This is a genomic window from Kribbella swartbergensis (assembly GCF_054784135.1).
In genome coordinates this window covers 124,734-149,248 of the sequence record NZ_BAAGPM010000005.1, presented here as the reverse complement: position 1 = coordinate 149,248, position 24,515 = coordinate 124,734, and the positions used below count along the sequence as shown (strand labels likewise).

Below are 24,515 nucleotides of genomic sequence, written 5' to 3'. Positions count from 1 at the left end.
CTGGAGAGGCTATGTCTACCCTCCAGTCACCTGGCGGCGGTCGCCCGGTCCGCGCCGAGGCGGTCGTCGACCTGGCCGCGATCCGCCACAACGTCGCCACACTGCGTGCCCGCGCCCAGAGCGCGCACCTGATGACCGTGGTCAAGGCCGACGGCTACGGCCACGGGATGGTCCCGGTCGCCCGCGCCGCCCGTGAGGCCGGGGCCGACTGGATCGGCGCGGCCGTGCTCGAGGAGGCACTCGCGTTGCGCGAGGCCGGCGACACCGGGCCGATCTTCTGCTGGCTGACCACCCCCGGCGAGCCGCTCGAGGACGCGATCGCGGCCGGGATCGACCTGTCTGCCGGCGCGCCGTGGGAGATCGACGAACTCGCCGCCGGGGTGACCGACCGGCCGGCTCGGGTCCACCTCAAGATCGACACCGGGATGAGCCGCGGCGGCGCCGTACCGGAGGAGTGGCCGGCGCTGATCCGGGCCGCGCTGCGCGAGCAGAAGACCGGCCGGATCGAGATCAAGGGCATCTGGTCGCACCTGGCCTCCTCGGACGAGCCGAAGAGCCCGGCGAACGAGGCCCAGCTGGCCACCTTCATCGAGGCGATCGAGGTGGCGGAGTCGTTCGGCGTCGACGCCGAGTTCAAGCACCTGGCGAACTCCGGTGCCACCCTCGCGCTGCCCGAGACGCACTTCGACCTGGTCCGCCCGGGAGTGGCGACGTACGGGCTCTCGCCGTTCGGTCACGCGCTGCCCTCGGCCGAGCTGGGGCTGATCCCCGCGATGACGCTGAAGGCCCGGCTCGCGATGGTGAAACGGGTCCCGGCCGGCGCCGGCGTCTCCTACGGCCTGACGTGGACCGCGCCGCGCCCGTCCACCCTCGGGCTCATCCCGCTCGGGTACGGCGACGGGCTGCCGCGGCACGCGTCGAACGGCGCCCCGGTCCAGGTCGGCGGCGAACGTCGTATCGTCGTCGGCCGGATCTGCATGGATCAGTGCGTGGTCAACCTCGAGGACGACCCGGCGGCCGCGGGTGCCGAGGTGGTGCTGTTCGGCCCGGGGACGTCCGGCGAGCCGACGGCGGACGACTGGGCCGATGCCGCGCAAACCATCAACTACGAGATCGTCACCCGGCTGGGAGCACGGATCCCGCGTCGGTACGTCGACAGCGGGAGGTAGACCGGCAATGTCCAAAGCTTCGCGGACCGCTGGTCTGATCGGAGCCGCGGTCGGCGTGCTCGCGGCCGGCGCGGCGGCCGGGGTCGCGGTCGAGCGGCAGGTGATCGGCCGCCGGTCGAGTCAGCGCGCGCAGCTCGAGGCGGAACCGTTCGGCTCGCTGCGCGGCACCCCGCACGTCTTCACCGCTGACGACGGCGTCGAGCTGTACGTCGAGGTGGACGAGCTGAAGCGGTCCCGCCGCCCCGCCCCGCCGAAGCGGCGGTTCGGCAAGAAGTTGCCGCTGCCACCGGAAGACCTGACTGTCATCTTTGCGCACGGCTACGGGCTGAACATGGACTGCTGGCACTTCGAGCGCCGCGACCTGGCCGGCATCGGCACGATGGTCTTCTACGACCAGCGCTCGCACGGCCGCTCCGGGCGGTCGGCGAAGAAGAACGTCAGCATCGACCAGCTCGGCCGCGACCTGTACGGGATCCTGGAGCAGTTCGCGCCGACCGGTCCGGTCATCCTGATCGGCCATTCGATGGGCGGCATGTCGATCATGGCGCTGGCCGAGCAGCACCCCGAGCTGTTCGGCGACCGGGTGATCGGTGTCGGCCTGTGCTCGACCAGCGCCGGCGGGCTGGACCGGGTTCCGATCGCGCTGCCGGGCCGGGCGGGCATGCTGATCCGGGCGCTGGCCACGCCGACGGTCGCGGCGCTGGCCCGGATCCCCGACGTCGTGGAGCGCAGCCGCAAGGCCGGGACGGACATCAGCTACCTGCTCACCCGGAAGTACTCCTTCGGTTCCGAGGTGCCGCCGGCGTTCACCGAGTTCGTCAACGAGATGATCGCGGCGACGCCGATCTCGGTGATCGCGGAGTTCTACCCGATCTTCGCGCTGCACGACAAGTACGACGCCCTGCAGCCGTTACAGAAGGTGGAGTGCGTGGTGATCGGCGGCGACTCCGACCACCTGACCCCGTTCGAGCACGCCGAGGAGATCGTCCGGCACGTGCCGGGCGCCGAGCTGGTCGAGGTGAAGAACTGCGGCCATCTGGGCCTGATCGAGCACCACCGCGAGTTCACCGCAGCCCTCCTTGGCATGATCGAACGAGCAGAACAATCCCTGGGACACCCATGACCGACCTTCACGTAGTGGACGCGACCGCCGAGCACGCGGACGAGATCGTGGCGGTGATCCACCACGCGTTCTCCGCCCGGCGGGTGCTGGACCCGCCGTCGACCGCGCTGTCCGAGAACGCGACGACCGTCACCGACGCGGTGAACCGGCACGGCGGCCTGCTGGTCCGGATCGACGGGACTCCGGTCGGCGCGGTGCTGTTCGAGCAGACGGGCGACGTCCTGAACCTGCGCCGCGTCTCGGTGGACCCGCGGCACCAGGCGCGCGGCGTCGCCTCGGCGATGGTCGGCTGCGCCGAGGAGGTCGCCGTACGGCGGGGACTCAGCCGGGTGCAGCTGATCGCACGGGTCGAGTTGCCGGACACCGTGGAGTTCTGGCGCCGGCGCGGCTACTCGGTCGTCGAGCGTCAGGACCACAACCTGATCTACGCGAAGGCGATGCCGGCCGAACTCACCGTGCCGACGGCGGACGACATGCGGGCGATCGGTGAGGAGCTCGCGGGTCAGCTGCGGGCCGGCGACGTACTCGTGCTGTCGGGTGATCTCGGCGCGGGCAAGACGACGTTCACGCAGGGCCTCGGCGCCGGGCTGAAGGTGCGCGGTGACATCACCTCGCCGACGTTCGTGATCTCGCGGGTGCATCCGTCGCTGGTGGACGGCCCGGCGCTGGTGCACGTGGACGCCTACCGGCTGGGCGGGATCGCGGAACTGGACGATCTCGACCTGGACGCGAGCCTGGACGACGCGGTCACCGTGGTCGAGTGGGGTCACGGGCTGGCCGAGTCGCTCGCGCCGGACCGGCTCGACATCGTGGTGACGCGGGGCGACGACGACACCGACGAGACCCGGGAGATCCGGATCACCCCGGTGGGTCCGCGCTGGGCCGCGTCCGGTATTCGCGTCTCCGCCCCCATCCCCGCGGCAGCGCACCCGCCTTCCACCCCCAACCGGGCGACGGACACCCGAGGCACCGCCACGTCGTCGCCCGAGCCTCCCACCACGTCCACCCGGCCAGCGGAGCCGCTCGGTCCCTCCACCTCGTCGACCGAGCCGGCTGCCACGCCCAGCCGGGCGGCGGAGCCGCCCGCCACGTCCTCGTCGTCGGCCGAGTCGTTTGGTTTGGAAGGTTCTTGATGCTGCTTGCTTTCGACACCTCGAGTGCCGCGGTCACCGTGGCCCTGGCCGATCCGGTCAGCGGCGAGATCCTGGCGTCGTCCACGACCGTCGACGCGCTCCGGCACGGCGAGTTGCTCGCGCCCGCGATCGCGGCGTGCCTGGCGACGGCGGGCCGATCGGTGCGCGACCTGACCCGGATCGCGGTCGGCGTCGGCCCGGGCCCGTTCACCGGACTGCGGGTCGGTCTGGTGACCGCGCGGACCATGGCCGACGTCCTCGGGATCGAGGTCGCCGGGGTGTGCAGCCTTGACATCCTGGCGCGGCAGTCGGAGTTGGCACTGCCCGTGGCCGTTGCGACGGATGCCCGGCGCAAGGAGATCTACTGGGCCCTGTACGACGGCCCGGCCGCGGACGGCAGCCGCCGTCGACTGGAGGGTCCGGCCGTCGATCGGCCGGCCGAGGTGGCCCACGTCCTGTCCGGCCTGCCGGTGATCGGGCGCGGTGCCGTGCTGTACGGCGATGCGCTCGGTGTGGCCGAGGTCGACGTCGCCGAGTACCCGTCGGCCGAGGTGCTGGCGACGGGCGTGGCGACCGGGACACTCGAAGTGGTCGCGCCGGATCCGCTGTACCTCCGCCGCCCGGACGTCACCCTGTCCGGCGGCCCGAAAAGCGTGCTGCCGAAGTGAGACCTGCCATCAGGGCGGCGACCGCGGACGATCTGGCCGCGCTGGTCGCGTTGGACGAGGTGTGCTTCGGGCCGGAGGCCTGGAGTACGGTCTCGTGGGCGGCGGAGTTCGACCGGCTGTCCGAGGATCGGATGATCCTGGTCGCGGACGAGGGTGCGGTCGTCGGGTACGTCGTTCTGCTCCTGCCGCCGGTGGCGTTGGACGTGGTCGAGTTGCTGCGGATCGCGGTGGCCCCGGCCGGGCGGCGTACCGGGATCGGCGGCCAGTTGATGACGGCGGCGCTGTCGAAGTGCGCCGGCCGGACGGTGTTACTGGAAGTTGCTGCGAGCAACGAGTCGGCTCTGGGACTGTACCGGGCCTTCGGGTTCGCGGAGATCAGCCGGCGGCGCGGGTACTACGCCGGCGGCGAGGATGCGGTGATCATGCGGTGGCGGGAGGAAGAGTGAGCGAGCGAACCATAGGTCGAGCGGTGCGTAACGCTCACACCGGAGCCGAGCGAAGCGAGGTGGAGGTGTGAGCGTTGAGCCTTTGATCCTGGGGATCGAGACGTCGTGTGACGAGACCGGGGTCGGGATCGTCCGCGGGCAGACGCTGCTCGCCGACGCGATCGCGTCCAGTGTCGAGGAGCACGCCCGGTTCGGCGGCGTCGTACCGGAGGTCGCCAGTCGCGCGCATCTGGAGGCGATGGTCCCGACGATCCGGCGCGCCTGCGAGACCGCTGGGATCAAGCCGTCCGACATCGACGCCGTCGCCGTCACCAGCGGGCCCGGCCTGGCCGGTGCGCTGCTCGTCGGTGTCGCCGCGGCCAAGGGTCTGGCCTTGTCGCTCGACAAGCCCTTGTACGGCGTGAACCACCTCGCGGCCCACGTCGCCGTCGACACGCTGGAGCACGGCGATCTGCCGAAGGGCTGTGTCGCAATGCTGGTGTCTGGCGGGCACTCGTCGCTGCTGGCCGTCGAGGACATCACCGAGGGCGTGCTGCCGATGGGCACCACGATCGACGACGCCGCGGGGGAGGCCTTCGACAAGGTCGCGCGGGTGCTGGGCCTGCCCTTCCCGGGTGGTCCATATATCGACAAAGCGGCCCGTGACGGCGGTGACCGGCTCTACGTGACGTTCCCGCGCGGGCTCACCTCGCAGCGGGACCTGGAACGGCACCGGTTCGACTTCTCCTTCTCCGGTTTGAAGACGGCGGTGGCCCGGTGGGTCGAGGCGAAGCGCCGCGACGGTGAGGACGTGCCGGTCAACCACGTCGCCGCGGCCTTCCAGGAGGCGGTCTGCGACGTACTCACCCGCAAGGCGATCGACGCGTGCAAGGACCGCGGGTTCGAGCACCTGCTGATCGGCGGCGGGGTCGCGGCGAACTCGCGGTTGCGCGCGATGGCAGAAGAACGCTGCGCCGAGGCCGGTATCGCCGTCCGCGTGCCGCGGCCTGGGCTGTGCACCGACAACGGCGCGATGGTCGCGGCGCTCGGCTCGGAGTTGGTCCGGGCCGGGAAGGCGCCGTCGCCGCTGGAGTTGCCGGCGGACTCGTCGATGCCGATCACGGAGGTGCTGAACAGGTGAGGTGGAGTCACCCGGACGGCTTCGAGGCCGACGACTCGGCCGACCGCGTCGATGTCGACGTGGTCCACGGCTTCCTCCGGGGGTCGTACTGGGCGCCGGGGATTCCGCGGGAGGTGGTGGCGCGGTCGATCGCGGGCTCGCTGAACCTCGGCGTGTACGCGCCCGACGGATCGATGGTCGCCTTCGCGCGGGCAGTCACCGACCGGGCGACCTTCGCCTGGCTCGCCGACGTCTTTGTGGTCCCCGAGCGGCGCGGTCACGGGCTCGGCAAGTTCGTCGTCGCCACGCTGCTGGACCACCCGGATCTGAAGGGTGTGCGACGCATCATGCTGGCGACCAAAGACGCGCAGGAGCTCTACCGCGGCTACGGGTTCACCGAACTCGTCGACGACACGAGCAGCATGATGGTGATCCGCAGGGACCCGGCCGAGCTGTACGGCGACAGCTGAGACCGGCTGCGGCGCGGGGAAGGGCGCGGCAGCGGGCAGAGACCTGGGGCCGGTACGCCGCTTACTCCCCAGGTGAAACGGTCAGCGGCCGACCGGTTCTGCTCCGCACACTGCCCCAGCCAGGTGAACGGACGACTTCGGCCGCGTGACCGCCAGTCGACGTACGGCTCCTCAATCCGTACGTCGACCGATCGCTCCTCCGGTCTAGTGGCGGGCCTCCGGGAGAGTGCGGCAGCGGACGCAGCACCTCGCCCGCCGGCAAGTCTCCCGGAGACCCGCTCGTGGGATCGATCATATGTTCGAGTGTGCTCCGAGCGCAACCCGGCGGCAGGAATAGGCCACGGCGTCGCGGCCGATCCGGGTGACGATCAGCGTGGCTGCCGAGGAGCCCTTCGGTGTGAGCTTCTTCCGGAGTTGGGCCGGGTCGACGTCGATGCCGCGCTTCTTGATCTCCAGCGTGCCGATGCGGTGAGTCCGCACCCAGGAACGCAGCGCCTTCTCCTTGTACGGCAGCTCCTCCACGACCTCGTACGCCGACGCGAGCGGAGTCGCGATGAGCTCGTCTGCCGTGACGTAGGCGATCCGTGGATCCAGCAGCCGCCCGCCGACCGCGGCGGCGACCGCAGTCACCAGTCCGGCCCGCACCACGGCACCATCCGGCTCGTAGATGTACTGCCCGACTGGGCCGGTTTCGGCTTCGGGTGTCTCGGTGACAGTTGCTCCGCTGGGCAGCAGCGTTGCCCGCCGCTTCGTGCCGGTGAACAGCCGCCCGGACCACAGTGCGGCCTCCTTCACCTCGCCTGCGTCGCTGATCCACTCGGCCTCCACGCCGTCGGGCACGGCGTCGTGCGGAATCCCCGGTGCGACCTTCACGCAGGCTGTGCGGCGGAGCAGCTCGGTCACGAAGGACCACGGTGGCGAGTAGGCGTTGTGGTCGAACACCCGTCGCCCGTCCGCTCGACGCGCCGGGTCCGCGAACACCACGTCGTACGGCGTGAGGTCGAACGACTCGGCGTCGCCGACCACGACCTCACCGGGCAGGCTGAGTGCGGCCAGGTTGGCGCGTGCTGCGTCGGCCGTGGCCGGATCGCGTTCGATGCCGGTGACCCGGAGGCCGGCGCGTGCGGCGCTGATGAGGTCGCCGCCGATGCCGCAACCCAGGTCGACCACGCTGCTGCCGGGGAGCGCTGCCGCGATGCGTTGAGCCCGGTGAGTGCCGACAGTGGTTCGCGTGGCCTGTTCGAGGCCGTCAGGGGTGAAGTACATCCGGGCCGCGTCCGGACCGAACTTGGCAGCGGCTCGGTGGCGCAGTGAGGCCTGTGTGACCGCAGCGGTCACAAGCGCGGCGTCGTACTCGCGGCGCAGCTTCTCGACCAGTTGGAGCTCTCGGCCGGGCTGGTAGCTCCCGCAAGCGTCGGCGAGGAGTTCAGCGCCGGGGCCGTCCAGCAAGCCGGTGACTATCACCACGCCACTTTAGAGCGGACTCGAGCAGCCCTTGCTCCAACTGCGGGTGGCCATCGAGTAGAGACGCCAGTTCATGGCCGAGCGGGTCTTCGGGCCGTAGATGCCGTCCGCGACGAGCTTGTGCTTGCGCTGGACCATCTTGACCACCGCACGGGTGTTGCTGCCGTAGACGCCGTCGACAGCGAGCTTGGTGCCGTAGCAGAAGTTCAGGTTGCGCTGGAGGACCCGGATGGCGGTGTCCGGGTCGCCGAACACGGTGGAGCCGCGGTGCGGGTCGTCGCCGTGCATGAGATTGCAGTAGGTGCTGTCGCTGCCGTACACGGACGGCATCGGGATGCCCCACGTGCGGTTGACCGGCACCAGTCGCGCCGACCGGCATTGCGGCAGCGCCGCTGCGGCGGCCGTCTGGGCGTCGGCGGAGGCGCGGGTGGCGTCGGCCGACCGGTCTGCCGGAGCCTGCTGCGGCGGCGGACCGGCTGCGGGGGCGTCGGCGCTCGGCGTCCCCGGCTGGTCCTTCGAAGCGCCTGCCGCGACCGCTCCGACCGCGAGCGCGCCGACCGCGGCGAGGACCGCGACAGTGCGGCCTGACAGTGTGGGCAGAGAGGGAAAGCTGAAGGCCATGGTCTCTCCTCGGGCACCCGGTCCCGGGGCGGCCGGGACGCCGTACAGACAGAACGGTCCCATGCCGACACCGGGTTGGCCCAGCACTCGGCCACAATCCGCACTCGTTCGGTCACGTACTGGCGTCGAGGCTCACCGGACCCGGGATTGCGTCCGTCGGAGACGTGACCTTGGCACTCGAGTTGACCGAGTGCTAATCGCGGCCTAGATTCGGTGTTGGCACTCTCGGGTTGAGGGTGCCAGCGGTCCGGCCCTTGACCCCCGCGACGGCAGGGGAGCGCGACCACCTGAACCACAGACAAGCGAATCGACCGTGGAGGTCAGCAAGTGTCGGTCACGATCAAGCCGCTCGAGGACCGAGTCCTCGTCGCGCCGCTCGAAGCCGAGCAGACCACGAAGTCGGGCCTGGTGATCCCGGACACCGCCAAGGAGAAGCCCCAGGAGGGTGAGATCCTCGCCGTCGGTCCGGGCCGGATCGACGACAACGGCAACCGCGTCCCGCTGGACGTCGCCGTCGGTGACAAGGTCATCTACTCCAAGTACGGCGGCACCGAGGTCAAGTACGACGGCCAGGACTACCTGATCCTGGGCGCCCGCGACATTCTCGCGGTCGTCAGCAAGTGACGACCCCTCGCTGTTCCTGACTGACACCGCCCCGGTGCCGACGACTGGCGCCGGGGCGGAGTCGGTCCGGCATCCAGCCGTGGTCCGGGAAGACGCCCGGGCCGGCCGGAGCGGGCGGGGTTCACCCCACCCGGCACCGGCCGGTGTGTGCGTCGGCCCGGGCGGCAGGCAGGGTGCGCCGGGAGCAGTGCAGTGGATCCGAACCGGCTGACCGCAAGGCAACAGAATTCAGAGAGGGACTGGTTTTTCCATGCCGAAGATCCTCGAGTTCGACGAGAACGCGCGGCGCGCGCTGGAGCGCGGCGTCGACAAGCTCGCGAACACGGTGAAGGTGACGCTGGGGCCGAAGGGCCGCTACGTCGTCCTGGACAAGAAGTGGGGCGCCCCGACCATCACCAACGACGGTGTCACCGTCGCGCGTGAGGTCGAGTTGGACGACCCGTTCGAGAACCTTGGTGCGCAGCTGACCAAGGAGGTCGCCACCAAGACCAACGACATCGCCGGTGACGGCACCACCACCGCGACGGTGCTGGCGCAGGCGCTGGTGCACGAGGGCCTGCGGGCGGTCGCCGCCGGGGTCAACCCGATGGGCCTGAAGCGGGGCATCGAGGCGGCCGTCGAGGCCGTCTCGGCGAAGCTCGTCGAGACCGCCCGTCCGGTCGACGACAAGGGCGACATGGCCCACGTCGCCACCATCTCCGCCCGCGACGCCGAGATCGGCGAGCTGATCGCGGACGCGTTCGACAAGGTCGGCAAGGACGGTGTGATCACCGTCGAGGAGTCGAACACCTTCGGGACCGAGCTCGAGTTCACCGAGGGTATGCAGTTCGACAAGGGCTACATCTCGCCGTACTTCATCACCGACGCCGAGGCCGGCGAGGCGGTGCTGGAGGACCCGTACATCCTGATCCACCAGGGCAAGATCTCCGCGATCGCGGACCTGCTGCCGCTGCTGGAGAAGGTCGTGCAGTCCGGCAAGACGCTGCTGATCATCGCCGAGGACGTCGAGGCCGAGGCGCTGTCCACCCTGGTGGTGAACAAGATCCGCGGCAACTTCACCTCCGTCGCCGTCAAGGCGCCGGGCTTCGGTGACCGCCGCAAGGCGATGCTGGAGGACCTGGCCGCGCTGACCGGCGCGCAGGTCGTCGCGCCCGAGGTCGGCCTGAAGCTGGACCAGGTCGGGCTCGAGGTGCTCGGCACCGCCCGCCGGATCGTCGTCACCAAGGACAACACCACGGTGGTCGAGGGCGCCGGCAAGGCCGACGACATCGAGGCCCGGGTCAACCAGATCAAGGCCGAGATCGAGCGCACCGACTCCGACTGGGACCGCGAGAAGCTGCAGGAGCGGCTGGCCAAGCTGGCCGGCGGCGTCTGCGTGATCAAGGTCGGCGCGGCCACCGAGGTCGAGCTGAAGGAGAAGAAGCACCGGATCGAGGACGCTGTGTCCGCGACCCGGGCCGCGATCGAGGAGGGCATCGTCGCCGGCGGCGGCTCCGCCCTCGTGCACGCGGCCGCCGTGCTGGAGAACGGCCTGGACCTTGAGGGCGACGAGCTCGCCGGTGTCCGGATCGTCCGCAAGGCCATCGTCGAGCCGCTGCGCTGGATCGCCGAGAACGGCGGTTACGAGGGCTACGTCGTGACGTCGAAGGTCGCGGAGCTGGAGGTCGGCAGCGGATTCAACGCCGCCACCGGCGAGTACGGCGACCTGCTGGCGCAGGGCGTGCTGGACCCGGTCAAGGTGACCCGGTCCGCGCTCGCCAACGCCGGCTCGATCGCCGCGCTGCTGCTGACCACCGAGACCCTGGTGGTCGACAAGCCCGAGGACGAGGAGCCCGCGGCCGCCGGCCACGGCCACGGTCACGGCCACTGAGCCTCGGCTTCCGAGCAACACCACACCGCCCGGCTGGTCCACGGACCAGCCGGGCGGTTCTTTTGTGGGGCACGGGGCGTGGTTGGGTTGGGGGGTGATGGTGATTCGGGAGCGCGTTGAGGACGATCTCGGGATTTGCGTCGGGTTGTTGCGGGACGTGCATGAGCTGGCCGGTTATCCGGTCAACTGGCCGGCGGATCCCCGGCGCTGGTTGACGCCCGAGGAGGGGCTCGGTTGCTGGGTCGCGGTGGCCGACGGCCGAGTGGTCGGGCATGCCGCGCTGACTGCTGACGGAGAGGACGCCGCCCAGGTCGAGCGGTTGTTCGTAGATCCGAAGGCGACCCGGGCCGGGGTCGGGCGGCGGCTGCTCGAGCACTGTGTCACGACGGCTGCCGGGCTGGGGCGGGAGCTCTCCCTGGACGTCGTCGACAAGCCAGAGTCGGCCGCGATCGCCTTGTACCGAAGGGCCGGCTGGCGGGAGACCGGCCGCACCCCGATCGACTGGGGCGGCGACCAGGCCTCCGCCGTACTGCGCTTCGAACCACCCCGCTGATCAGCTCTCCGCGGCCGCCGGGGGTGCCGACCAGCCCGTACGGGCGGGTAGTGACGGATCGTGATGAAAATTCCCTCCGGTGATCACGAATTGCCACTAGGCAAGACAAGGTGAGCGCCGTACCATCTTTCAGGCTGACCGGTCCGACACGAGGGGGCGAGGGGTGACCGAGGTCCAAGTACCGCACACCCACGACCGGGTCGAGCTCAGGGATCTCGCCGCGCTTGCGGGCGAAGGCGACCGGACAGCTCTCAACGACCTGCTCACCAGGGTGCGCGCCGTCGCCCATCGTTATGTCCGATCGCGGCTGTACACGTACCCGGGCGGCGCCGACATGGTCGACGACGTCGCCCAGGAAGTCTGCGTCGCGGTGTTCGGCGCACTGAGCCGGTACCGCGACGAGGGCAGACCGTTCGAGGCCTTCGTCTACGGCATCGCGGCCCGCAAGGTCGCCGATGCCCAGCGTGCGTTCGCGGTGGCCGACGTCTCGACGCCGGACCTGCCGGACGGCGCGGACGAGTCGCCGACGCCGGAGGAACACGCGGTCCGGCACTCGGAGGTCCAGCACATCATGGGCCTGCTGGAGAAGCTGCCGGAGAAGTTGCGGGAGATCCTGCGGCTCCGGGTGGTAGCGGGGTTGTCAGCCGAGGAGACCGGCCGGGCACTGGGCATGACACCGGGGGCGGTGAGGGTCGCACAGCATCGAGCGTTGAACACGCTCAGGGGGTTTGTGGGGCATGAGGCACAGCTGGAACGAGGAGCAGGGGAGGGGCATCATGGCTGACCGTTTCGATCTCGACGCGATCGACGCCGATGACGCACTGCTCGACCTGCTGGCCGCTGGTGGGGAGTCCGCGCGGAGCGCGGGCGAGCATGACCCGGCCGTGAAGCTGCTGGCCGAACTGCGGCTCGCCGTGGAGGTCGAGGACGAGCTGCCGGTGGAGACGATCGACGACCCGGAGAGCTTCCTGGCGCGCTGCGCGGCGCTCAACCCGGTGACCGACCCGTTCGCCCGCAAGGTGGCGGCACGCGGTCTGGCGCTCGGCGTCGCCGCGGTGGCCGCGCTGTCGGTCTCCGGTGTCGCCGCGGCGGTGACCGGCGATCCGCTGTCGCCGTACGAGAAGGTCATCGAGAAGATGGTCGACGCGGTCCGCCCGCAGACCAGCTTCCCGACCGAACAACTCGACGGTATGCCGGTGGTCGACAAGACGAAGATCGTCAAGGTCGCCAAGGACTACCAGGAGAAGCAGGAAGCCAAGCAGGTCGAGCAGGAGCAGGAAGCTCAGGCCGACCTCTTCCCGCCGCAGTCCCGTGTCGACGGCACGCCGCCGCTGATGCGTCCGCCGGTCGACGAGAAGCCGATCGCGGTCGTGAAGCCGATCGAGCCGACTGTCGCCGAGCCGACCACGGCGCCGGAGCAGACGGACGGGAAGACCGACGAGAAGCCGGTCGACGACCAGCCGGCCGCGGAACCGACCGAGCAGCCGACGTCCGAGCCGACCGAACAGCCGGCCGAAGAGCCGACGCCAGTACCGGAGCCAACGGTCCCGCCGACCACCACGCCGCCTCCGGCCGAACCGTCCGATCCGGTCACGACGCCGCCGCCGAACACCGGCGAGACCGGGAACAACGGCGAGACGGGTGAGCCCGGGAACAAGGGTGAGACCGGGGACGGTGAGACGGGGTCGACCCCGACCACCAGCCCGACCACGCCGCCGGCCCAGCCGGGTGGCGACCAGGGTTCCAACCCGGGTCAGGCGGGCGACGACTCGTCCGGCGAGCAGTTGCCGGCGGACGACGCCACCCCGCCTGCCGCCGACACCGAGCCGGCCGACAGCACGACCCTGCCCGGCGGTGACACCAGGCCGGCCGACGACAGCGCGCCTGCCGGGGACTCCAAGCAGCCTGCTGGTGACGCCGAGTCGGCCGACGACAGCACGCCGTCGGCTGGTGACACCGAGGTGTCGACGCCGCCGGCCGTGCAGAAGCCGAGTGACCAGGCCGGCAACCTCGTCGAAGAGGTCGAGGAACTGGTCACGCCGCTGCTGCCGACGCCGACCGGGGCGCCGGTGCAGCCGAGCGCACAGCGGTACTTCGACAGCGCCGCGAAGCACTCCAGCGGCAAGGTGACGACCGGTTCGGTCCGCGCGACGTACGCCAAGGGCAAGCACTCCAGCGGCAAGTACGCCGAGGGCAAGCACGCCGCGATCGCCCGGACGCACGGTTCGCTCGAGGACAAGGCGGTGCTCCGGATCCTGGGCGTCGTCAACCCGTCGAAGAAGTGACCTGACCCCGCCCGTCGCCCGGCGGCGACGGGCGGTTGTGGACGGGCGGTTCGGGGTGCCCGGCGGGAGCGGCATAGGATGGTGTCCCGTTCTCGCCGTGCAAAGGTGCCTGCTTTCCCCATGGACATCACACCCGCTGGAGTTCCCGACAAGTTCGCCGTCCTCGGTCTCACCTTCGACGACGTGCTGCTGCAGCCCAACGAGTCCGACGTCATCCCGTCCGAGGTCAGCACCCGGTCCCGGGTGAGCCGCAACATCGAGGTCAACATCCCGCTGCTGTCCAGCGCCATGGACACCGTCACCGAGGCGCGGATGGCGATCGCCATGGCCCGCCAGGGCGGCCTCGGCGTCCTGCACCGCAACCTGTCCATCGAGGACCAGGCTCAGCAGGTCGACCTGGTCAAGCGGTCGGAGTCGGGGATGATCGCGCAGCCGATCACCATCGGCCCGGACGCCACCATCGGCGAGGCCGACGCGCTCTGCGGGCAGTACCGGATCTCCGGCGTGCCGGTCGTCGACGACGCCGGCGTCCTGGTCGGCATCGTGACGAACCGGGACATGCGGTTCGAGAGCGACCTGTCCCGTCCGGTCCGCGAGGTGATGACCAAGCAGCCGCTGATCACCGGCAAGCAGGGCATCTCCGCCGACGACGCGATGGCGCTGCTGAGCCGGCACAAGGTGGAGAAGCTGCCGCTGGTCGACGACGCGGGCAAGCTGACCGGCCTGATCACGCTGAAGGACTTCGTCAAGCGCGACAAGTTCCCGCTGTCCACCAAGGACGCCACCGGCCGGCTCATGGTCGGTGCCGCGATCGGCTTCTTCGGCGAGGCGTACAAGCGCGCGATGACCCTGGTCGAGGCGGGGGTCGACGTACTGGTCGTGGACACCGCGCACGGGCACTCCCAGGCGCAGCTGGAGATCATCCGCAAGCTCAAGGCCGACCCCGCGACCCGCGGTGTCGACATCGTCGGCGGCAACGTCGGCACCCGCGAGGGCGCCGCGGCCCTGGTCGAGGCGGGCGCGGACGGCGTCAAGGTCGGTGTCGGCCCGGGCTCGATCTGTACGACGCGGGTCGTGTCCGGCGTCGGCGTACCGCAGGTCACCGCGATCTACGAGGCCTCGCTGGCCTGCAAGCCGGCCGGCGTACCGGTGATCGGCGACGGCGGCCTGCAGTACTCCGGTGACATCGCGAAGGCGCTGGTGGCCGGTGCGGACACCGTCATGCTGGGCTCGCTGCTCGCCGGGTGCGAGGAGTCGCCGGGCGACCTGGTGTTCATCAACGGCAAGCAGTTCAAGGCGTACCGGGGGATGGGTTCGCTCGGCGCGATGTCGTCGGCCGGCGGGCTGCGCAAGTCGTACTCGAAGGACCGCTACTTCCAGAGCGACGTCGGCAGCGACGAGAAGCTGATCGCCGAGGGCGTCGAAGGCCAGGTGCCGTACCGCGGCCCGCTCGCCGCCGTCGCCCACCAGCTGATCGGCGGTCTCCGCCAGTCCATGTTCTACTGCGGCTCCCGCAGCGTGCCCGAGCTCCAGGAGAAGGGCCGCTTCGTCCGCATCACCTCGGCCGGTCTCCAGGAGTCCCACCCGCACGACATCCAGATGACGGTCGAGGCGCCGAACTACTCCGGTCGCTGAGCCCGCCTGCAACCACGAAGGACCACCAGATGGAGATCGAGATCGGCCGTGCCAAGCGCGGGCGGCAAGCGTACGCGTTCGACGACATCGCGATCGTGCCGTCGCGGCGTACCCGGGACCCCGAGGAGGTCTCGGTCGCCTGGCAGATCGACGCGTACCGGTTCGAGTTGCCGATCCTGGCCGCGCCGATGGACTCGGTGATGTCACCGGCGACCGCGATCGCGATCGGGAAGGCCGGCGGTCTCGGCGTACTCAACCTCGAAGGCCTGTGGACCCGGTACGAGGACCCCACCAGCCTGCTCGAGGAGATCACCACGATCGGTCCGGAGCAGGCGACGCACCGGCTGCAGGAGATCTACTCCGCGCCGATCAAGCCCGAGCTGATCTCCCAGCGGGTGCAGGAGATCCGGGACTCCGGTGTCACCGTGGCCGGCGCGCTTTCCCCGCAGCGGACCAAGCAGTTCGCCAAGCATGTCGTGGACTCTGGCGTCGACCTGTTCGTCATCCGCGGTACGACGGTGTCCGCCGAGCACGTCTCGGGTCAGGCCGAGCCGCTCAACCTCAAGCAGTTCATCTACGACCTCGACGTACCGGTGATCGTCGGTGGTTGCGCGACGCACCAGGCCGCGCTGCACCTGATGCGGACCGGGGCGGCCGGCGTGCTGGTCGGCTTCGGTGGCGGTGCTGCCCACACGACCCGCAAGGTGCTCGGTGTCGCGGTGCCGATGGCGTCCGCGGTGGCGGACGTGGCCGCGGCGCGGCGGGACTACATGGACGAGTCCGGTGGCCGGTACGTGCACGTGATCGCGGACGGCTCGGTCGGGCGGTCCGGCGACGTGGCGAAGGCGATTGCCTGCGGCGCGGACGCGGTGATGGTCGGGTCGCCGCTGGCCCGGGCGAGCGACGCCCCAGGCGGCGGGTATCACTGGGGTGCCGAGGCCTGGCACGCCGACCTGCCCCGCGGCGAGCGGGTCGAGGTGGGCGTCACCGGGACGCTGGAGCAGATCCTGTTCGGCCCGTCCTGGGTGCCGGACGGCACGATGAACCTGGTCGGCGCCCTCAAGCGCGCGATGGCCACCACCGGCTACACGGAGCTCAAGGAGTTCCAGCGGGTCGAGGTCGTCGTCGGGTGAGCACCGGCGTCCTGCTCCTGCACGGTTCCAGCGGTACGCCGGACGTGGAGCGGGCCGGGATCCTCGAGGCCGAGGGGTACGACGTCCTCGCGCCACAGTGGTTCGACGGCAGGATCAGTGAGATCCCGCTGGAGTCGTTTCCGCTGGACGAACTCGCGGCCCGCAATGACCGGCTGGTCGTGATGGGTACGTCGCGCGGAGCGGAAGCGGCCCTGCTGCTCGGCACGCTCGATGACCGGGTCGACGCGGTGATCGCGCTCGCACCGGCCGCCCACGCCTGGGCGTGGGCCGAGGACGGCGTGCAGACCTCGCCCTGGACGTGGCAGGGCGAGCCGCTGCCGTTCGTGCCGCTCGACTTGGACTGGACGACGGACGTCGTACCGCCCGCGTTCGTCGGCTGGTACCGGCAGAGTCTGCGGCGGTACGCCGACGAGGCCGAAGCGGCACGGATTCCGGCCGAGCGGTTCAAGGGCGAGTTGCTGATGGTCGTCGGCGGTGACGACCAGGTCTGGCCGTCGGTGGAGTTCGCGGAGCGGATCGCCTTGTCACGTAAGGGTTTGCCGACCCGCACGGTCCCCGCGGCACGGGCCGGTCACCGGGTGATCTTCCCCGGTGAGGCACCCAAGACCGGTGGTCAGCGGATGGCGCGCGGCGGGACCGAGGCGGCGGATCGGGAGCTCGGCGCGCTGGCCTGGGCCGACTTGCGTCGGGTCCTCACCGGTTGAGCGGTTCTGGAAGGATGACGCCATGGGATTGTTCAGCCGACGGAGCAGCCAGGACGCCGACAACGTTGCCCTCGCCGCCGCGCGGGCCAGACTTTCCTCCGACGACGTCGATCAGGTGCGGTTCCTGATCACCACCAGGAAGACGGTGAACGCGGTCAAGCTGATCCAGGACCGGACCGGCCTGGAGCTGAAGCAGGCCAAGAGTCTCGTCGACGACATCCGCCTCGGCCGGTACGTACCGCCGATCCCGAAGACCCCGGTCGTCCGCCGGCCCGGGACGAATCTCGCCGAGCGCACCCGCGCCCTGAAGGCCCAGGGTGAACTGCACCAGGCCACCGCCCTGGTCGTGTCCGAGACCGGAATGACCGAGGCCGAGGCCGGTCTGTTCGTCGGCGCGCTGAAGCCCGAGGTATCCGACTAGCCCGTCGCGGACCAGCGGGGGTCGCGGCCGAAGGCGCCGACGAGTTGGTCGGCCGGGTCGGTGAAGCCCTCGACCGGATCGGCGACGGCGCCGGACGAGCGGTAGAGATCGGCCCGCTGCGCGTACCAGGTCGCGACCTCGTCCACGAGGTCCGGGTCCAGCCGCGGCTCGGCGCCGATCGCGGCCGCCAGGTCCCAGCCGTGGATGAGGTGGTCGGCGGCCAGTTGGCGAAGGTACTCGGCCGGGTCCTCGTCGCCGTACGAGAGATGCACCTTCTCGATCGGCGCGGCAACCGCCTCCTGGGCGGCGCGGGCTGCGGCGGACGCGGCGGCGACGGGGTCATCGCCGAGCAGGTCGCCGTCCAGTGAGTCGCCGACGTCGGCGATGGTCTTGCCCTCCATCAGCGGTACCGTCCAGCGCTCCTCGCCGACGACATGGTTCACCAGCGCGCGCACGTCCCAGTCCGAGCACGGCGTCGGCGCCGACCACTGGCCGGGCTCCACCTCGTTCACCAATCTGACGAATCCGTCGACCGTCCGGTTGTGCAGTTCCACCACGTCCATGACCGTTCCCCCTCTCAGCGCCAGCGTCCGCCCGCGCGGGGACGATCGTCAACGGCCGAGCTGGAGCTGCTGCGCGGCCTCGTGGGCGTGCTGGGAGGCCATGATGTCGCCGGTGGCGGCGAGCAGATCGCCGTGGTGCCGGTAGCAGGAGCCGGCCAGGTCCTTCATCTCCGAGTCGTCGTCGGTGAACGGGATCAGCGCGGTCGCCACTTCGGCGCACCAGCCGGCGAGGTCGAGCGCCATCTCGGTCCGCCCGGCCTGGTGGTACGCCGCGGAGATGTCGAGCAGCACTTGTGCCCAGATCGGCGCGTAGGTGCTCGTCTGGTACCGCATCCGGTGCGACTCGCGCTCCGACGAGATCGCGAACAGGTAGTGCGACTCCAGCCCCAGCGTGAGTGCGGTGTCCACGTCCTGCAGCAGCAACGGCCGGACCAGTTCGGCGAGCTCGGTCGCGCGGACCGCCGCCGACTCCGGATCGGTCCGGCCTGACACGGTCGCGAGTGTCATCCCCGGCGCGGGCTCGCTCAGCGCCAGCAGCCGGTGGTACTGCTCGAACGGCCCGAGCTTGATCTCGGCGTTCTCCAGCGCCGCGACCAGGGTCAGCGGCAGGCCGCGGTCCAGCTCCTCGGTGACCCGCTGGGCGGTCTCCGCGTCGGTCGCGAGCGCCGTCCGCAGGCACGCCTCGCCCTCCATGATCCGGCCGACGATGCCGAGGTGCTTGCCCTTCCGGGTCAGCGCGGCGACCAGCGTGCGGAGGTCGGTCGCCGACTCGGAGTCCGCGAGCGTGTCGGCGGTCGTCAGGCCGATCTCGTCCGCCTCCAGCGCGAGGTCGAGCCGGCCTTCCGCGGCATGGACGTCGGCGGACACGGCGGTCGCCGTACACAGGTAGCGCGCGTAGGACAGCGACTGCGGGCTCTCGTTGATCTGGTCCGCGAGTTGCAGGAAGAGCTGGGTCGCCGCGTCGGCCGACGCCACGGCCAGGGCGGGATCGCCGTACCGGCGCAGGATGAGGGCGTTCATCGCCAGCACCCGGGCGAAGTCGGGCTGGTGCTTGACGCCGTCCGGGCCGCCGACGAGCTGGCCGTATGCGATCACCGCGCCGTCCATCTCCAGTACGGCGGTCGCGCCCCGGCCGCGGTGGGCCTGGGTCATCGCCCGCCGGGCCCGGACGTCGGCCAGGAACGAGGTGGCGTCGAGGACACCGGCGTCGCTGAGTTCGGTGTAGCCGAGTTGCGCCTCGTGCAGCGCGGCAAGCGCTTCCTCGTGCCGGCCGGCCGCGTTCAGCGAGCCCGCCAGCTCGTACTGCGTCGCGGCCATCAGGTGCTTGGCCTCGTAGTGGTCCGGGTGCCCCTCGGCACGTTCCCGGGCCAGCTCGATGACCCGTTGCTGATACGGTCCGGCCTCGTCGGCGCGGCCTTCCTCGATCAGCACCTGAGCTGTCTGCAGAGCCTCGGCGAGCTCGTCCTCAGGAGGCGTCCAAAGCCCCCCGCTGTCCACCATCTCGACGTTCCACCCCTTCGCAGGTTCGACCGATCAGCTTAGTGGTCCACCAGGCAGAACCCGGAGGGCTGACACCGGCGATTTCCGGTACTGACATGGCTATTACCGGCAGGTAGCCTGGAGTAATGAGCGAGCAGACCTCGATTCCTGCCGATCCCGAGCTCGACCCGACGGCGTCGTACGCGACCGACCAGTCGGTCGTCCGCCGGCTGTCGGGACTGCTCCGGGCGTCGGCCGGTGCCAGGACCTCCTACGCCCCCGCGACCGGACAGCCGATCGCGACGCTGCCGCTGTCGAGTCCGGACGACGTGGTCGCGGCCGTGCGGTCTGCGCGCAGGACCCAGCAGACCTGGAAGCGGGTGCCGCTGGCCGAGCGGGTGGCGATCCTGCTGCGGTACCACGACCTCGTTCTGGACCATCGGCACGAGCTCGTGGACCTGGTGATCCTCGAGTCGGGCAAGGCCCGCAAGCAGGCGTTCGAGGAGGTCGCCCACGTCGCCATGACCGCTCGCTACTACGCCCACCGGGCCGCCGAACTGCTCGGGCCGCAGCGCAAGCTGGGCATGTTCCCGATCCTGACCCGGGCCGAGCAGCGGTTCGTGCCGAAGGGCGTCGTCGGCATCATCTCGCCGTGGAACTACCCGCTCAGCATGGCGATCTCCGACGGTCTTCCGGCCGTGCTGGCCGGCAACACCGTCGTCCACAAGCCGGACAGCCAGACGACGCTGACGGCGCTCCGGGCGCTCGAGTTGCTGTACGACGCAGGCCTGCCGCGCGAGGCCTGGCAGCCGGTGAACGGCGACGGCCCGACCGTCGGCGGCGCGATCATCCAGAACACCGACTACATCTGCTTCACCGGCTCGACCAAGACCGGCCGGCTGGTCGCCAAGCAGGCCGGCGAGCGACTGATCGGCTGCAGCCTCGAGCTCGGCGGCAAGAACCCGATGCTGGTGCTGCGGGACGCGGACGTGCAGCGGGCCGCGGAAGGCGCCGTACGGGCGTGCTTCTCCAGCGCCGGCCAGTTGTGTGTGTCGATGGAGCGGCTGTACGTCGCCGACCAGGTGTACGACGCGTTCGTCACGGCGTTCCTCGACCGGGTGAAGAAGCTGCGGCTGTCCGCGGGGACCGGCTGGGACGTCGACATGGGGTCGCTGGTCTCGAAGGCCCAGCTGGACACCGTGACCCGGCACGTCGAGGACGCGCGGGCCAAGGGCGCCGTCGTCCTGGCCGGCGGCAAGGCCCGGCCGGACATCGGCCCGCTGTTCTACGAGCCGACCGTGCTGTCCGGGGTGACGCCGGAGATGGAGTGCTTCGACAACGAGACGTTCGGGCCGGTGGTGTCGATCTACCGGTTCTCCGACGAGTCCGAGGCGATCCAGCGGGCGAACGAGGGCGAGTACGGGCTGAACGCGAGCGTCTACAGCCGCGACGGCCGGCGCGGCCGGGCGATCGCCGCCCAGCTGGTCGCCGGCACGGTCAACGTGAACGAGGCGTACGGCGCGACGTTCGGCTCGATCGACACCCCGATGGGCGGGATGCGGGCCTCCGGCCTCGGCCGCCGCCAGGGCATCGAGGGCATCCGCCGGTTCGTCGACCCGCAGGCGATCGCCACCCAGCGACTCCTCCCGATCGCGGCCTCGCACGGCATCTCCGACGAGACGTACGCCGAGCTGATCACCGGAGCGCTCCGGGTGCTCAAGAAACTGGGCCGCCCATGAAATTCGATTACGACGTCGTCGTCATCGGGTCGGGGTTCGGCGGCAGTGTCAGTGCGCTGCGGCTGACCGAGAAGGGGTACAGGGTCGCCGTACTGGAGGCCGGTGCGCGGTTCGAGGACGCCGGCTTCGCGAAGAACTCGTGGGACAAGAGCCGGTTCCTGTTCGCGCCGCGATTCGGCTGGTACGGCATCCAGCGGATCAGCGCGCTGCGGGACGTGATCATCCTGTCCGGGGCCGGTGTCGGCGGCGGCAGCCTGGTCTACGCGAACACCCTCTACGAGCCGCTGCCCGCGTTCTACACCGACCGCCAGTGGGCGCACATCACCGACTGGAAGGCAGAGCTCGCGCCGTACTACGACCAGGCCAAGCGCATGCTCGGCGTCACGACGTACCCGCACTTCACGCCCGCCGACAAGGTGATGAAGCAGGTCGCCGACGAGATGGGGGTGGGCGACACCTTCCACCCGACCCCGGTCGGCGTCTTCTTCGGTGAGCCGGGCGTCGAGGTCGAGGACCCGTACTTCGGCGGCGCCGGCCCTCGTCGTCGCGGCTGCATCGACTGCGGCGAGTGCATGACCGGTTGCCGGCACAACGCGAAGAACACGCTGACCAAGAACTACCTCTACCTCGCCGAGAAGGCCGGCGCCGACGTGTACCCGATGACCACGGTCACCTCGGTCGAGCCGCTGCCGAACGGCGGGTACGCCGTCGACACCCGCCGTACCTCGAACCGCCGGATCATGCGGCGGTTCACCGCCCAGCAGGTCGTGTTCGCCGCCTCCGCCCTGGGTACGGCGAAACTGCTGCACCGGCTCCGGGACGAGGGCAGACTGCCGCGGCTGTCCGACCGGCTCGGCGTGCTCACCCGGACCAACTCCGAATCGTTGCTCGGCGCAATCTCCCGGGACCGCGACGTGGACTACAGCCGCGGGGTCGCGATCACCTCGTCGTTCCACCCCGACGACATCACCCACATCGAGCCGGTCCGCTACGGCAAGGGCAGCAACGCGATGTCGCTGCTGCAGACCGTGCTGACCGACGGCGACGGGGACCGGCCGCGGTGGCGGGCCTGGGTGCGCGAGCTCGGCCTGCAGCGGAAGAACATCCGCCGGCTGTACGACCTGAAGCACTGGTCCGAGCGGACCGTGATCGCGCTGGTGATGCAGACCGAGGACAACTCGATCACGACGTACGGCCGGCGGGACCGCTTCGGCCGCTGGCGGCTGACCTCGAAACAGGGGCACGGAGCGCCGAACCCGTCCTGGATCCCGGTCGCGAACCAGGTGGTCCGGCGGATGGCGCAACTGATGAACGGCACCCCGGGCGGGACGATCGGCGAGCCGTTCAACGTGCCGATGACGGCCCACTTCATCGGCGGCTGCGTGATCGGTGACTCACCCGAGACCGGCGTGGTCGACCCGTACCACCGGGTCTACGGGTACGACGGCCTGCACATCATGGACGGGTCGACGATCTCGGCGAACCTCGGCGTCAACCCGTCCCTGACGATCACCGCCCAGGCGGAGCGGGCGCTGTCGTTCTGGCCGAACAAGGGCGAGGACGACGTCCGGCCACCGATCGGGTCGCCGTACCAGCGGATCCAACCGGTAAAGCCCCGCCGCCCCGTCGTCCCGGCCGACGCCCCCGGCGCACTCCGCCTTCCCGTAGTCGAGATCACCCACCCCCAACAGCAGCCCGTGACGAACCCGTAACCCAACCACAATAATCAACCACCCGACGTAATGCCTGCCGGAAACGTCGGGGTCGGAAATAGCGGGTGAAAATGAAGAAACCTCGGCTCTGGGTGAGGGAGACGAGGTTGGGGTTCTTGAAAAGGGGCGGAAAAGGGAGCAGGTCCCTCGGGAACGTTTCCGCCCAAATCGTTTCCCGAGGGACCCACTCAAGCCGGGGTGAGGCGCCCGGCGCTTTGGGATCGGGTCACCAACCACAGCTGGCGACCCGAGCTCTTGGTCACTACTTTACATCCGATTCCAGGAGTTTCGAGTCTTCGAGAGCGGTTGTGACCACTCTGCGTGCTGATCGTAATGATCAGCGATTCGTTGCTCCTTGTCACCGGGTGGCGGTCTTCCTTGCGGTAACCGCCTCTGCACACATCAACGAGACCCCTCACAGGGGGTTACGAGGTTCCACAGAAAAAATCCGGAAAGTTTTGGCGAGGCTGCGGAGAGTGGCTGAGTCACCTCGGCCCAGGGTGTTCCACGTGACGCCCACCGCAGAGACGCCGTACCGGCCTGTCTTACTGTGGGCCGACCCGTCAGATCAGGCAGGAGAACGATGAGCGACATCCTCGAGGTGGCCCGCGAGCAGGTTCTGGAGCGGGGCGTCGGCCTTTCCCAGGAACAACTCGTCGAGGTGCTGCGGTCGCCGGACGACCTGGTGCCCGGCCTGCTCGCCCTCGCCCACGAGGTGCGGGTGAAGTGGTGCGGCGAGGAGGTCGAGGTCGAGGGGATCATCTCGCTGAAGACCGGCGGTTGCCCGGAGGACTGTCACTTCTGCTCCCAGTCCGGCCAGTTCACCTCACCGGTCCGCTCGGTCTGGCTGAACATCCCGGAGCTGGTCGAGGCGGCCAAGGAGACCGCGAAGACCGGTGCGACCGAGTTCTGCATCGTCGCCGCCGTCCGCGGCCCGGACCAGCGGCTGATGTCTCAGGTGAAGGCGGGGATCGAGGCGATCAACGCCGAGGTCGACATCAACATCGCCTGCTCGCTCGGCATGCTCACCCAGGAGCAGGTGGACGAGCTCAAGGCGATGGGCGTGCACCGCTACAACCACAACCTCGAGTCGGCCCGTTCGTACTTCGGTTCCGTGGTCACCACGCACTCCTTCGAGGAGCGGTGGGAGACCTGTCTGATGGTCAAGGAGTCCGGCATGGAGCTGTGCTGCGGCGGCCTGGTCGGGATGGGTGAGACCCTCGAGCAGCGCGCCGAGCTGGCCGCGCAGCTGGCCGAGCTCGACCCGCACGAGGTGCCGCTGAACTTCCTCAACCCGCGGCCGGGTACGCCGTTCGGCGACCTGGAGATCATGGACGGCAAGGACGCGCTGCGGACCATCGCCGCGTTCCGGCTCGCGATGCCGCGGACAGTCCTCCGGTACGCCGGCGGCCGCGAGCTGACCCTGGGTGACCTGGGCACCCGCGAGGGTCTGCTGGGCGGGATCAACGCGGTGATCGTCGGCAACTACCTGACCACCCTCGGCCGCCCGGCGACCGCGGACCTCGACCTGCTGGCCGAGCTGAAGATGCCGGTCAAGGAACTTCAGAAGACCCTGTGACGAG

The 24,515-nt window shown here is 70.2% G+C and carries 23 protein-coding genes; 19 read left to right on the top strand and 4 right to left on the bottom strand.

The window, feature by feature from the left end:
- Nucleotides 1–11 precede the first annotated feature (11 nt).
- The 7 genes from alr (at nt 12) to ACYVOK_RS01200 (ending at nt 6,108) form a co-directional block, all read left to right on the top strand.
- The gene (alr, locus tag ACYVOK_RS01230; RefSeq protein ID WP_460660332.1) at nt 12–1,169 is read left to right on the top strand and encodes an alanine racemase; all 1,158 of its coding nucleotides are present in this window, start codon (nt 12–14) and stop codon (nt 1,167–1,169) included.
- 7 nt (nt 1,170–1,176) lie between these two features.
- Nucleotides 1,177–2,292 (top strand): alpha/beta fold hydrolase, encoded by a 1,116-nt coding sequence (locus ACYVOK_RS01225; protein WP_460660331.1) that lies wholly within the window; start codon nt 1,177–1,179, stop codon nt 2,290–2,292.
- Entirely contained in the window at nt 2,289–3,425 is a 1,137-nt protein-coding gene (tsaE, locus tag ACYVOK_RS01220) for a tRNA (adenosine(37)-N6)-threonylcarbamoyltransferase complex ATPase subunit type 1 TsaE (protein ID WP_460660330.1), read from the top strand. The genes ACYVOK_RS01225 and tsaE overlap by 4 nt, the downstream gene beginning before the upstream one ends.
- On the top strand, nt 3,425–4,093 hold the full coding sequence (tsaB, locus tag ACYVOK_RS01215; RefSeq protein WP_460660329.1) for a tRNA (adenosine(37)-N6)-threonylcarbamoyltransferase complex dimerization subunit type 1 TsaB: 669 nt from the start codon (nt 3,425–3,427) through the stop codon (nt 4,091–4,093). The genes tsaE and tsaB overlap by 1 nt, the downstream gene beginning before the upstream one ends.
- Nucleotides 4,090–4,539, top strand: a complete 450-nt coding sequence (locus tag ACYVOK_RS01210; RefSeq protein WP_460660328.1) for a GNAT family N-acetyltransferase — start codon at nt 4,090–4,092, stop codon at nt 4,537–4,539. The genes tsaB and ACYVOK_RS01210 overlap by 4 nt, the downstream gene beginning before the upstream one ends.
- A gap of 67 nt (nt 4,540–4,606) precedes the next feature.
- Complete coding sequence (gene tsaD, locus ACYVOK_RS01205; protein WP_460660327.1) at nt 4,607–5,659, top strand: tRNA (adenosine(37)-N6)-threonylcarbamoyltransferase complex transferase subunit TsaD; 1,053 nt, start codon at nt 4,607–4,609, stop codon at nt 5,657–5,659.
- Nucleotides 5,656–6,108, top strand: a complete 453-nt coding sequence (locus ACYVOK_RS01200) for a GNAT family N-acetyltransferase (RefSeq protein ID WP_460660326.1) — start codon at nt 5,656–5,658, stop codon at nt 6,106–6,108. Before tsaD ends, ACYVOK_RS01200 begins: the two co-directional genes overlap by 4 nt.
- Nucleotides 6,109–6,399: 291 nt before the next feature.
- Here ACYVOK_RS01200 and ACYVOK_RS01195 read toward each other — a convergent pair whose 3' ends face one another.
- Both ACYVOK_RS01195 and ACYVOK_RS01190 read right to left on the bottom strand, forming a co-directional pair.
- On the bottom strand, nt 6,400–7,572 hold the full coding sequence (locus ACYVOK_RS01195) for a class I SAM-dependent methyltransferase (RefSeq protein ID WP_460660325.1): 1,173 nt from the start codon (nt 7,570–7,572) through the stop codon (nt 6,400–6,402).
- Nucleotides 7,573–7,581: 9 nt separating this feature from the next.
- The gene (locus ACYVOK_RS01190; RefSeq protein WP_460660324.1) at nt 7,582–8,193 is read right to left on the bottom strand and encodes a peptidoglycan-binding domain-containing protein; all 612 of its coding nucleotides are present in this window, start codon (nt 8,191–8,193) and stop codon (nt 7,582–7,584) included.
- Between the two features lie 327 nt (nt 8,194–8,520).
- On the opposite strand from ACYVOK_RS01190, the gene groES reads away from it, so the two are divergent.
- From groES to ACYVOK_RS01145, 9 genes are all read left to right on the top strand, one after another.
- Entirely contained in the window at nt 8,521–8,817 is a 297-nt protein-coding gene (gene groES / locus ACYVOK_RS01185) for a co-chaperone GroES (protein WP_130384566.1), read from the top strand.
- A 250-nt stretch (nt 8,818–9,067) separates the two neighbouring features.
- Entirely contained in the window at nt 9,068–10,687 is a 1,620-nt protein-coding gene (gene groL, locus ACYVOK_RS01180; protein WP_460660323.1) for a chaperonin GroEL, read from the top strand.
- A 97-nt stretch (nt 10,688–10,784) separates the two neighbouring features.
- Nucleotides 10,785–11,240: a GNAT family N-acetyltransferase gene (locus ACYVOK_RS01175; RefSeq protein ID WP_460660322.1), complete on the top strand. Its 456-nt coding sequence runs from the start codon at nt 10,785–10,787 to the stop codon at nt 11,238–11,240.
- Nucleotides 11,241–11,403: 163 nt separating this feature from the next.
- Complete coding sequence (gene shbA / locus ACYVOK_RS01170; protein ID WP_460660321.1) at nt 11,404–12,024, top strand: RNA polymerase sigma factor ShbA; 621 nt, start codon at nt 11,404–11,406, stop codon at nt 12,022–12,024.
- On the top strand, nt 12,017–13,525 hold the full coding sequence (locus tag ACYVOK_RS01165; RefSeq protein ID WP_460660320.1) for a hypothetical protein: 1,509 nt from the start codon (nt 12,017–12,019) through the stop codon (nt 13,523–13,525). Before shbA ends, ACYVOK_RS01165 begins: the two co-directional genes overlap by 8 nt.
- Before the next feature lie 120 nt (nt 13,526–13,645).
- Entirely contained in the window at nt 13,646–15,160 is a 1,515-nt protein-coding gene (gene guaB, locus ACYVOK_RS01160) for an IMP dehydrogenase (protein ID WP_460660319.1), read from the top strand.
- 29 nt (nt 15,161–15,189) lie between these two features.
- Nucleotides 15,190–16,293 (top strand): GuaB3 family IMP dehydrogenase-related protein, encoded by a 1,104-nt coding sequence (locus tag ACYVOK_RS01155; protein ID WP_460660318.1) that lies wholly within the window; start codon nt 15,190–15,192, stop codon nt 16,291–16,293.
- The gene (locus ACYVOK_RS01150) at nt 16,290–17,018 is read left to right on the top strand and encodes an acyl-CoA thioester hydrolase/BAAT C-terminal domain-containing protein (RefSeq protein WP_460660317.1); all 729 of its coding nucleotides are present in this window, start codon (nt 16,290–16,292) and stop codon (nt 17,016–17,018) included. The genes ACYVOK_RS01155 and ACYVOK_RS01150 overlap by 4 nt, the downstream gene beginning before the upstream one ends.
- 22 nt (nt 17,019–17,040) lie before the next feature.
- Complete coding sequence (locus ACYVOK_RS01145) at nt 17,041–17,439, top strand: hypothetical protein (protein ID WP_460660316.1); 399 nt, start codon at nt 17,041–17,043, stop codon at nt 17,437–17,439.
- Here ACYVOK_RS01145 and ACYVOK_RS01140 read toward each other — a convergent pair.
- Nucleotides 17,436–18,002: a TIGR03086 family metal-binding protein gene (locus ACYVOK_RS01140; RefSeq protein WP_460660315.1), complete on the bottom strand. Its 567-nt coding sequence runs from the start codon at nt 18,000–18,002 to the stop codon at nt 17,436–17,438. The two genes, ACYVOK_RS01145 and ACYVOK_RS01140, sit on opposite strands and share 4 nt — an antisense overlap.
- 48 nt (nt 18,003–18,050) lie before the next feature.
- Nucleotides 18,051–19,502, bottom strand: a complete 1,452-nt coding sequence (locus ACYVOK_RS01135; RefSeq protein ID WP_460660314.1) for a hypothetical protein — start codon at nt 19,500–19,502, stop codon at nt 18,051–18,053.
- A 125-nt stretch (nt 19,503–19,627) separates the two neighbouring features.
- Here ACYVOK_RS01135 and ACYVOK_RS01130 point away from each other — a divergent pair, with 125 nt between their 5' ends.
- From ACYVOK_RS01130 to bioB, 3 genes are all read left to right on the top strand, one after another.
- Nucleotides 19,628–21,220, top strand: coding sequence for a succinic semialdehyde dehydrogenase (locus tag ACYVOK_RS01130; protein ID WP_460660313.1), 1,593 nt, complete (start codon nt 19,628–19,630; stop codon nt 21,218–21,220).
- Entirely contained in the window at nt 21,217–22,932 is a 1,716-nt protein-coding gene (locus tag ACYVOK_RS01125) for a GMC oxidoreductase (RefSeq protein ID WP_460660312.1), read from the top strand. The genes ACYVOK_RS01130 and ACYVOK_RS01125 overlap by 4 nt, the downstream gene beginning before the upstream one ends.
- Nucleotides 22,933–23,515: 583 nt before the next feature.
- Complete coding sequence (gene bioB / locus ACYVOK_RS01120; protein ID WP_460660311.1) at nt 23,516–24,511, top strand: biotin synthase BioB; 996 nt, start codon at nt 23,516–23,518, stop codon at nt 24,509–24,511.
- Nucleotides 24,512–24,515: the final 4 nt, after the last annotated feature.

Excerpts from the sequence above, each read along its gene's own strand:
- alr (WP_460660332.1), top strand. The coding sequence starts at position 12 with ATGTCTACCCTCCAGTCACCTGGCGGCGGTCGCCCGGTCCGCGCCGAG.
- ACYVOK_RS01225 (WP_460660331.1), top strand. The coding sequence starts at position 1,177 with ATGTCCAAAGCTTCGCGGACCGCTGGTCTGATCGGAGCCGCGGTCGGC.
- tsaE (WP_460660330.1), top strand. The coding sequence starts at position 2,289 with ATGACCGACCTTCACGTAGTGGACGCGACCGCCGAGCACGCGGACGAG.
- tsaB (WP_460660329.1), top strand. The coding sequence starts at position 3,425 with ATGCTGCTTGCTTTCGACACCTCGAGTGCCGCGGTCACCGTGGCCCTG.
- ACYVOK_RS01190 (WP_460660324.1), bottom strand. The coding sequence starts at position 8,193 with ATGGCCTTCAGCTTTCCCTCTCTGCCCACACTGTCAGGCCGCACTGTC.
- groL (WP_460660323.1), top strand. The coding sequence starts at position 9,068 with ATGCCGAAGATCCTCGAGTTCGACGAGAACGCGCGGCGCGCGCTGGAG.
- ACYVOK_RS01175 (WP_460660322.1), top strand. The coding sequence starts at position 10,785 with ATGGTGATTCGGGAGCGCGTTGAGGACGATCTCGGGATTTGCGTCGGG.
- ACYVOK_RS01165 (WP_460660320.1), top strand. The coding sequence starts at position 12,017 with ATGGCTGACCGTTTCGATCTCGACGCGATCGACGCCGATGACGCACTG.
- guaB (WP_460660319.1), top strand. The coding sequence starts at position 13,646 with ATGGACATCACACCCGCTGGAGTTCCCGACAAGTTCGCCGTCCTCGGT.
- ACYVOK_RS01155 (WP_460660318.1), top strand. The coding sequence starts at position 15,190 with ATGGAGATCGAGATCGGCCGTGCCAAGCGCGGGCGGCAAGCGTACGCG.
- ACYVOK_RS01145 (WP_460660316.1), top strand. The coding sequence starts at position 17,041 with ATGGGATTGTTCAGCCGACGGAGCAGCCAGGACGCCGACAACGTTGCC.
- ACYVOK_RS01140 (WP_460660315.1), bottom strand. The coding sequence starts at position 18,002 with ATGGACGTGGTGGAACTGCACAACCGGACGGTCGACGGATTCGTCAGA.
- ACYVOK_RS01135 (WP_460660314.1), bottom strand. The coding sequence starts at position 19,502 with ATGGTGGACAGCGGGGGGCTTTGGACGCCTCCTGAGGACGAGCTCGCC.
- ACYVOK_RS01130 (WP_460660313.1), top strand. The coding sequence starts at position 19,628 with ATGAGCGAGCAGACCTCGATTCCTGCCGATCCCGAGCTCGACCCGACG.
- ACYVOK_RS01125 (WP_460660312.1), top strand. The coding sequence starts at position 21,217 with ATGAAATTCGATTACGACGTCGTCGTCATCGGGTCGGGGTTCGGCGGC.
- bioB (WP_460660311.1), top strand. The coding sequence starts at position 23,516 with ATGAGCGACATCCTCGAGGTGGCCCGCGAGCAGGTTCTGGAGCGGGGC.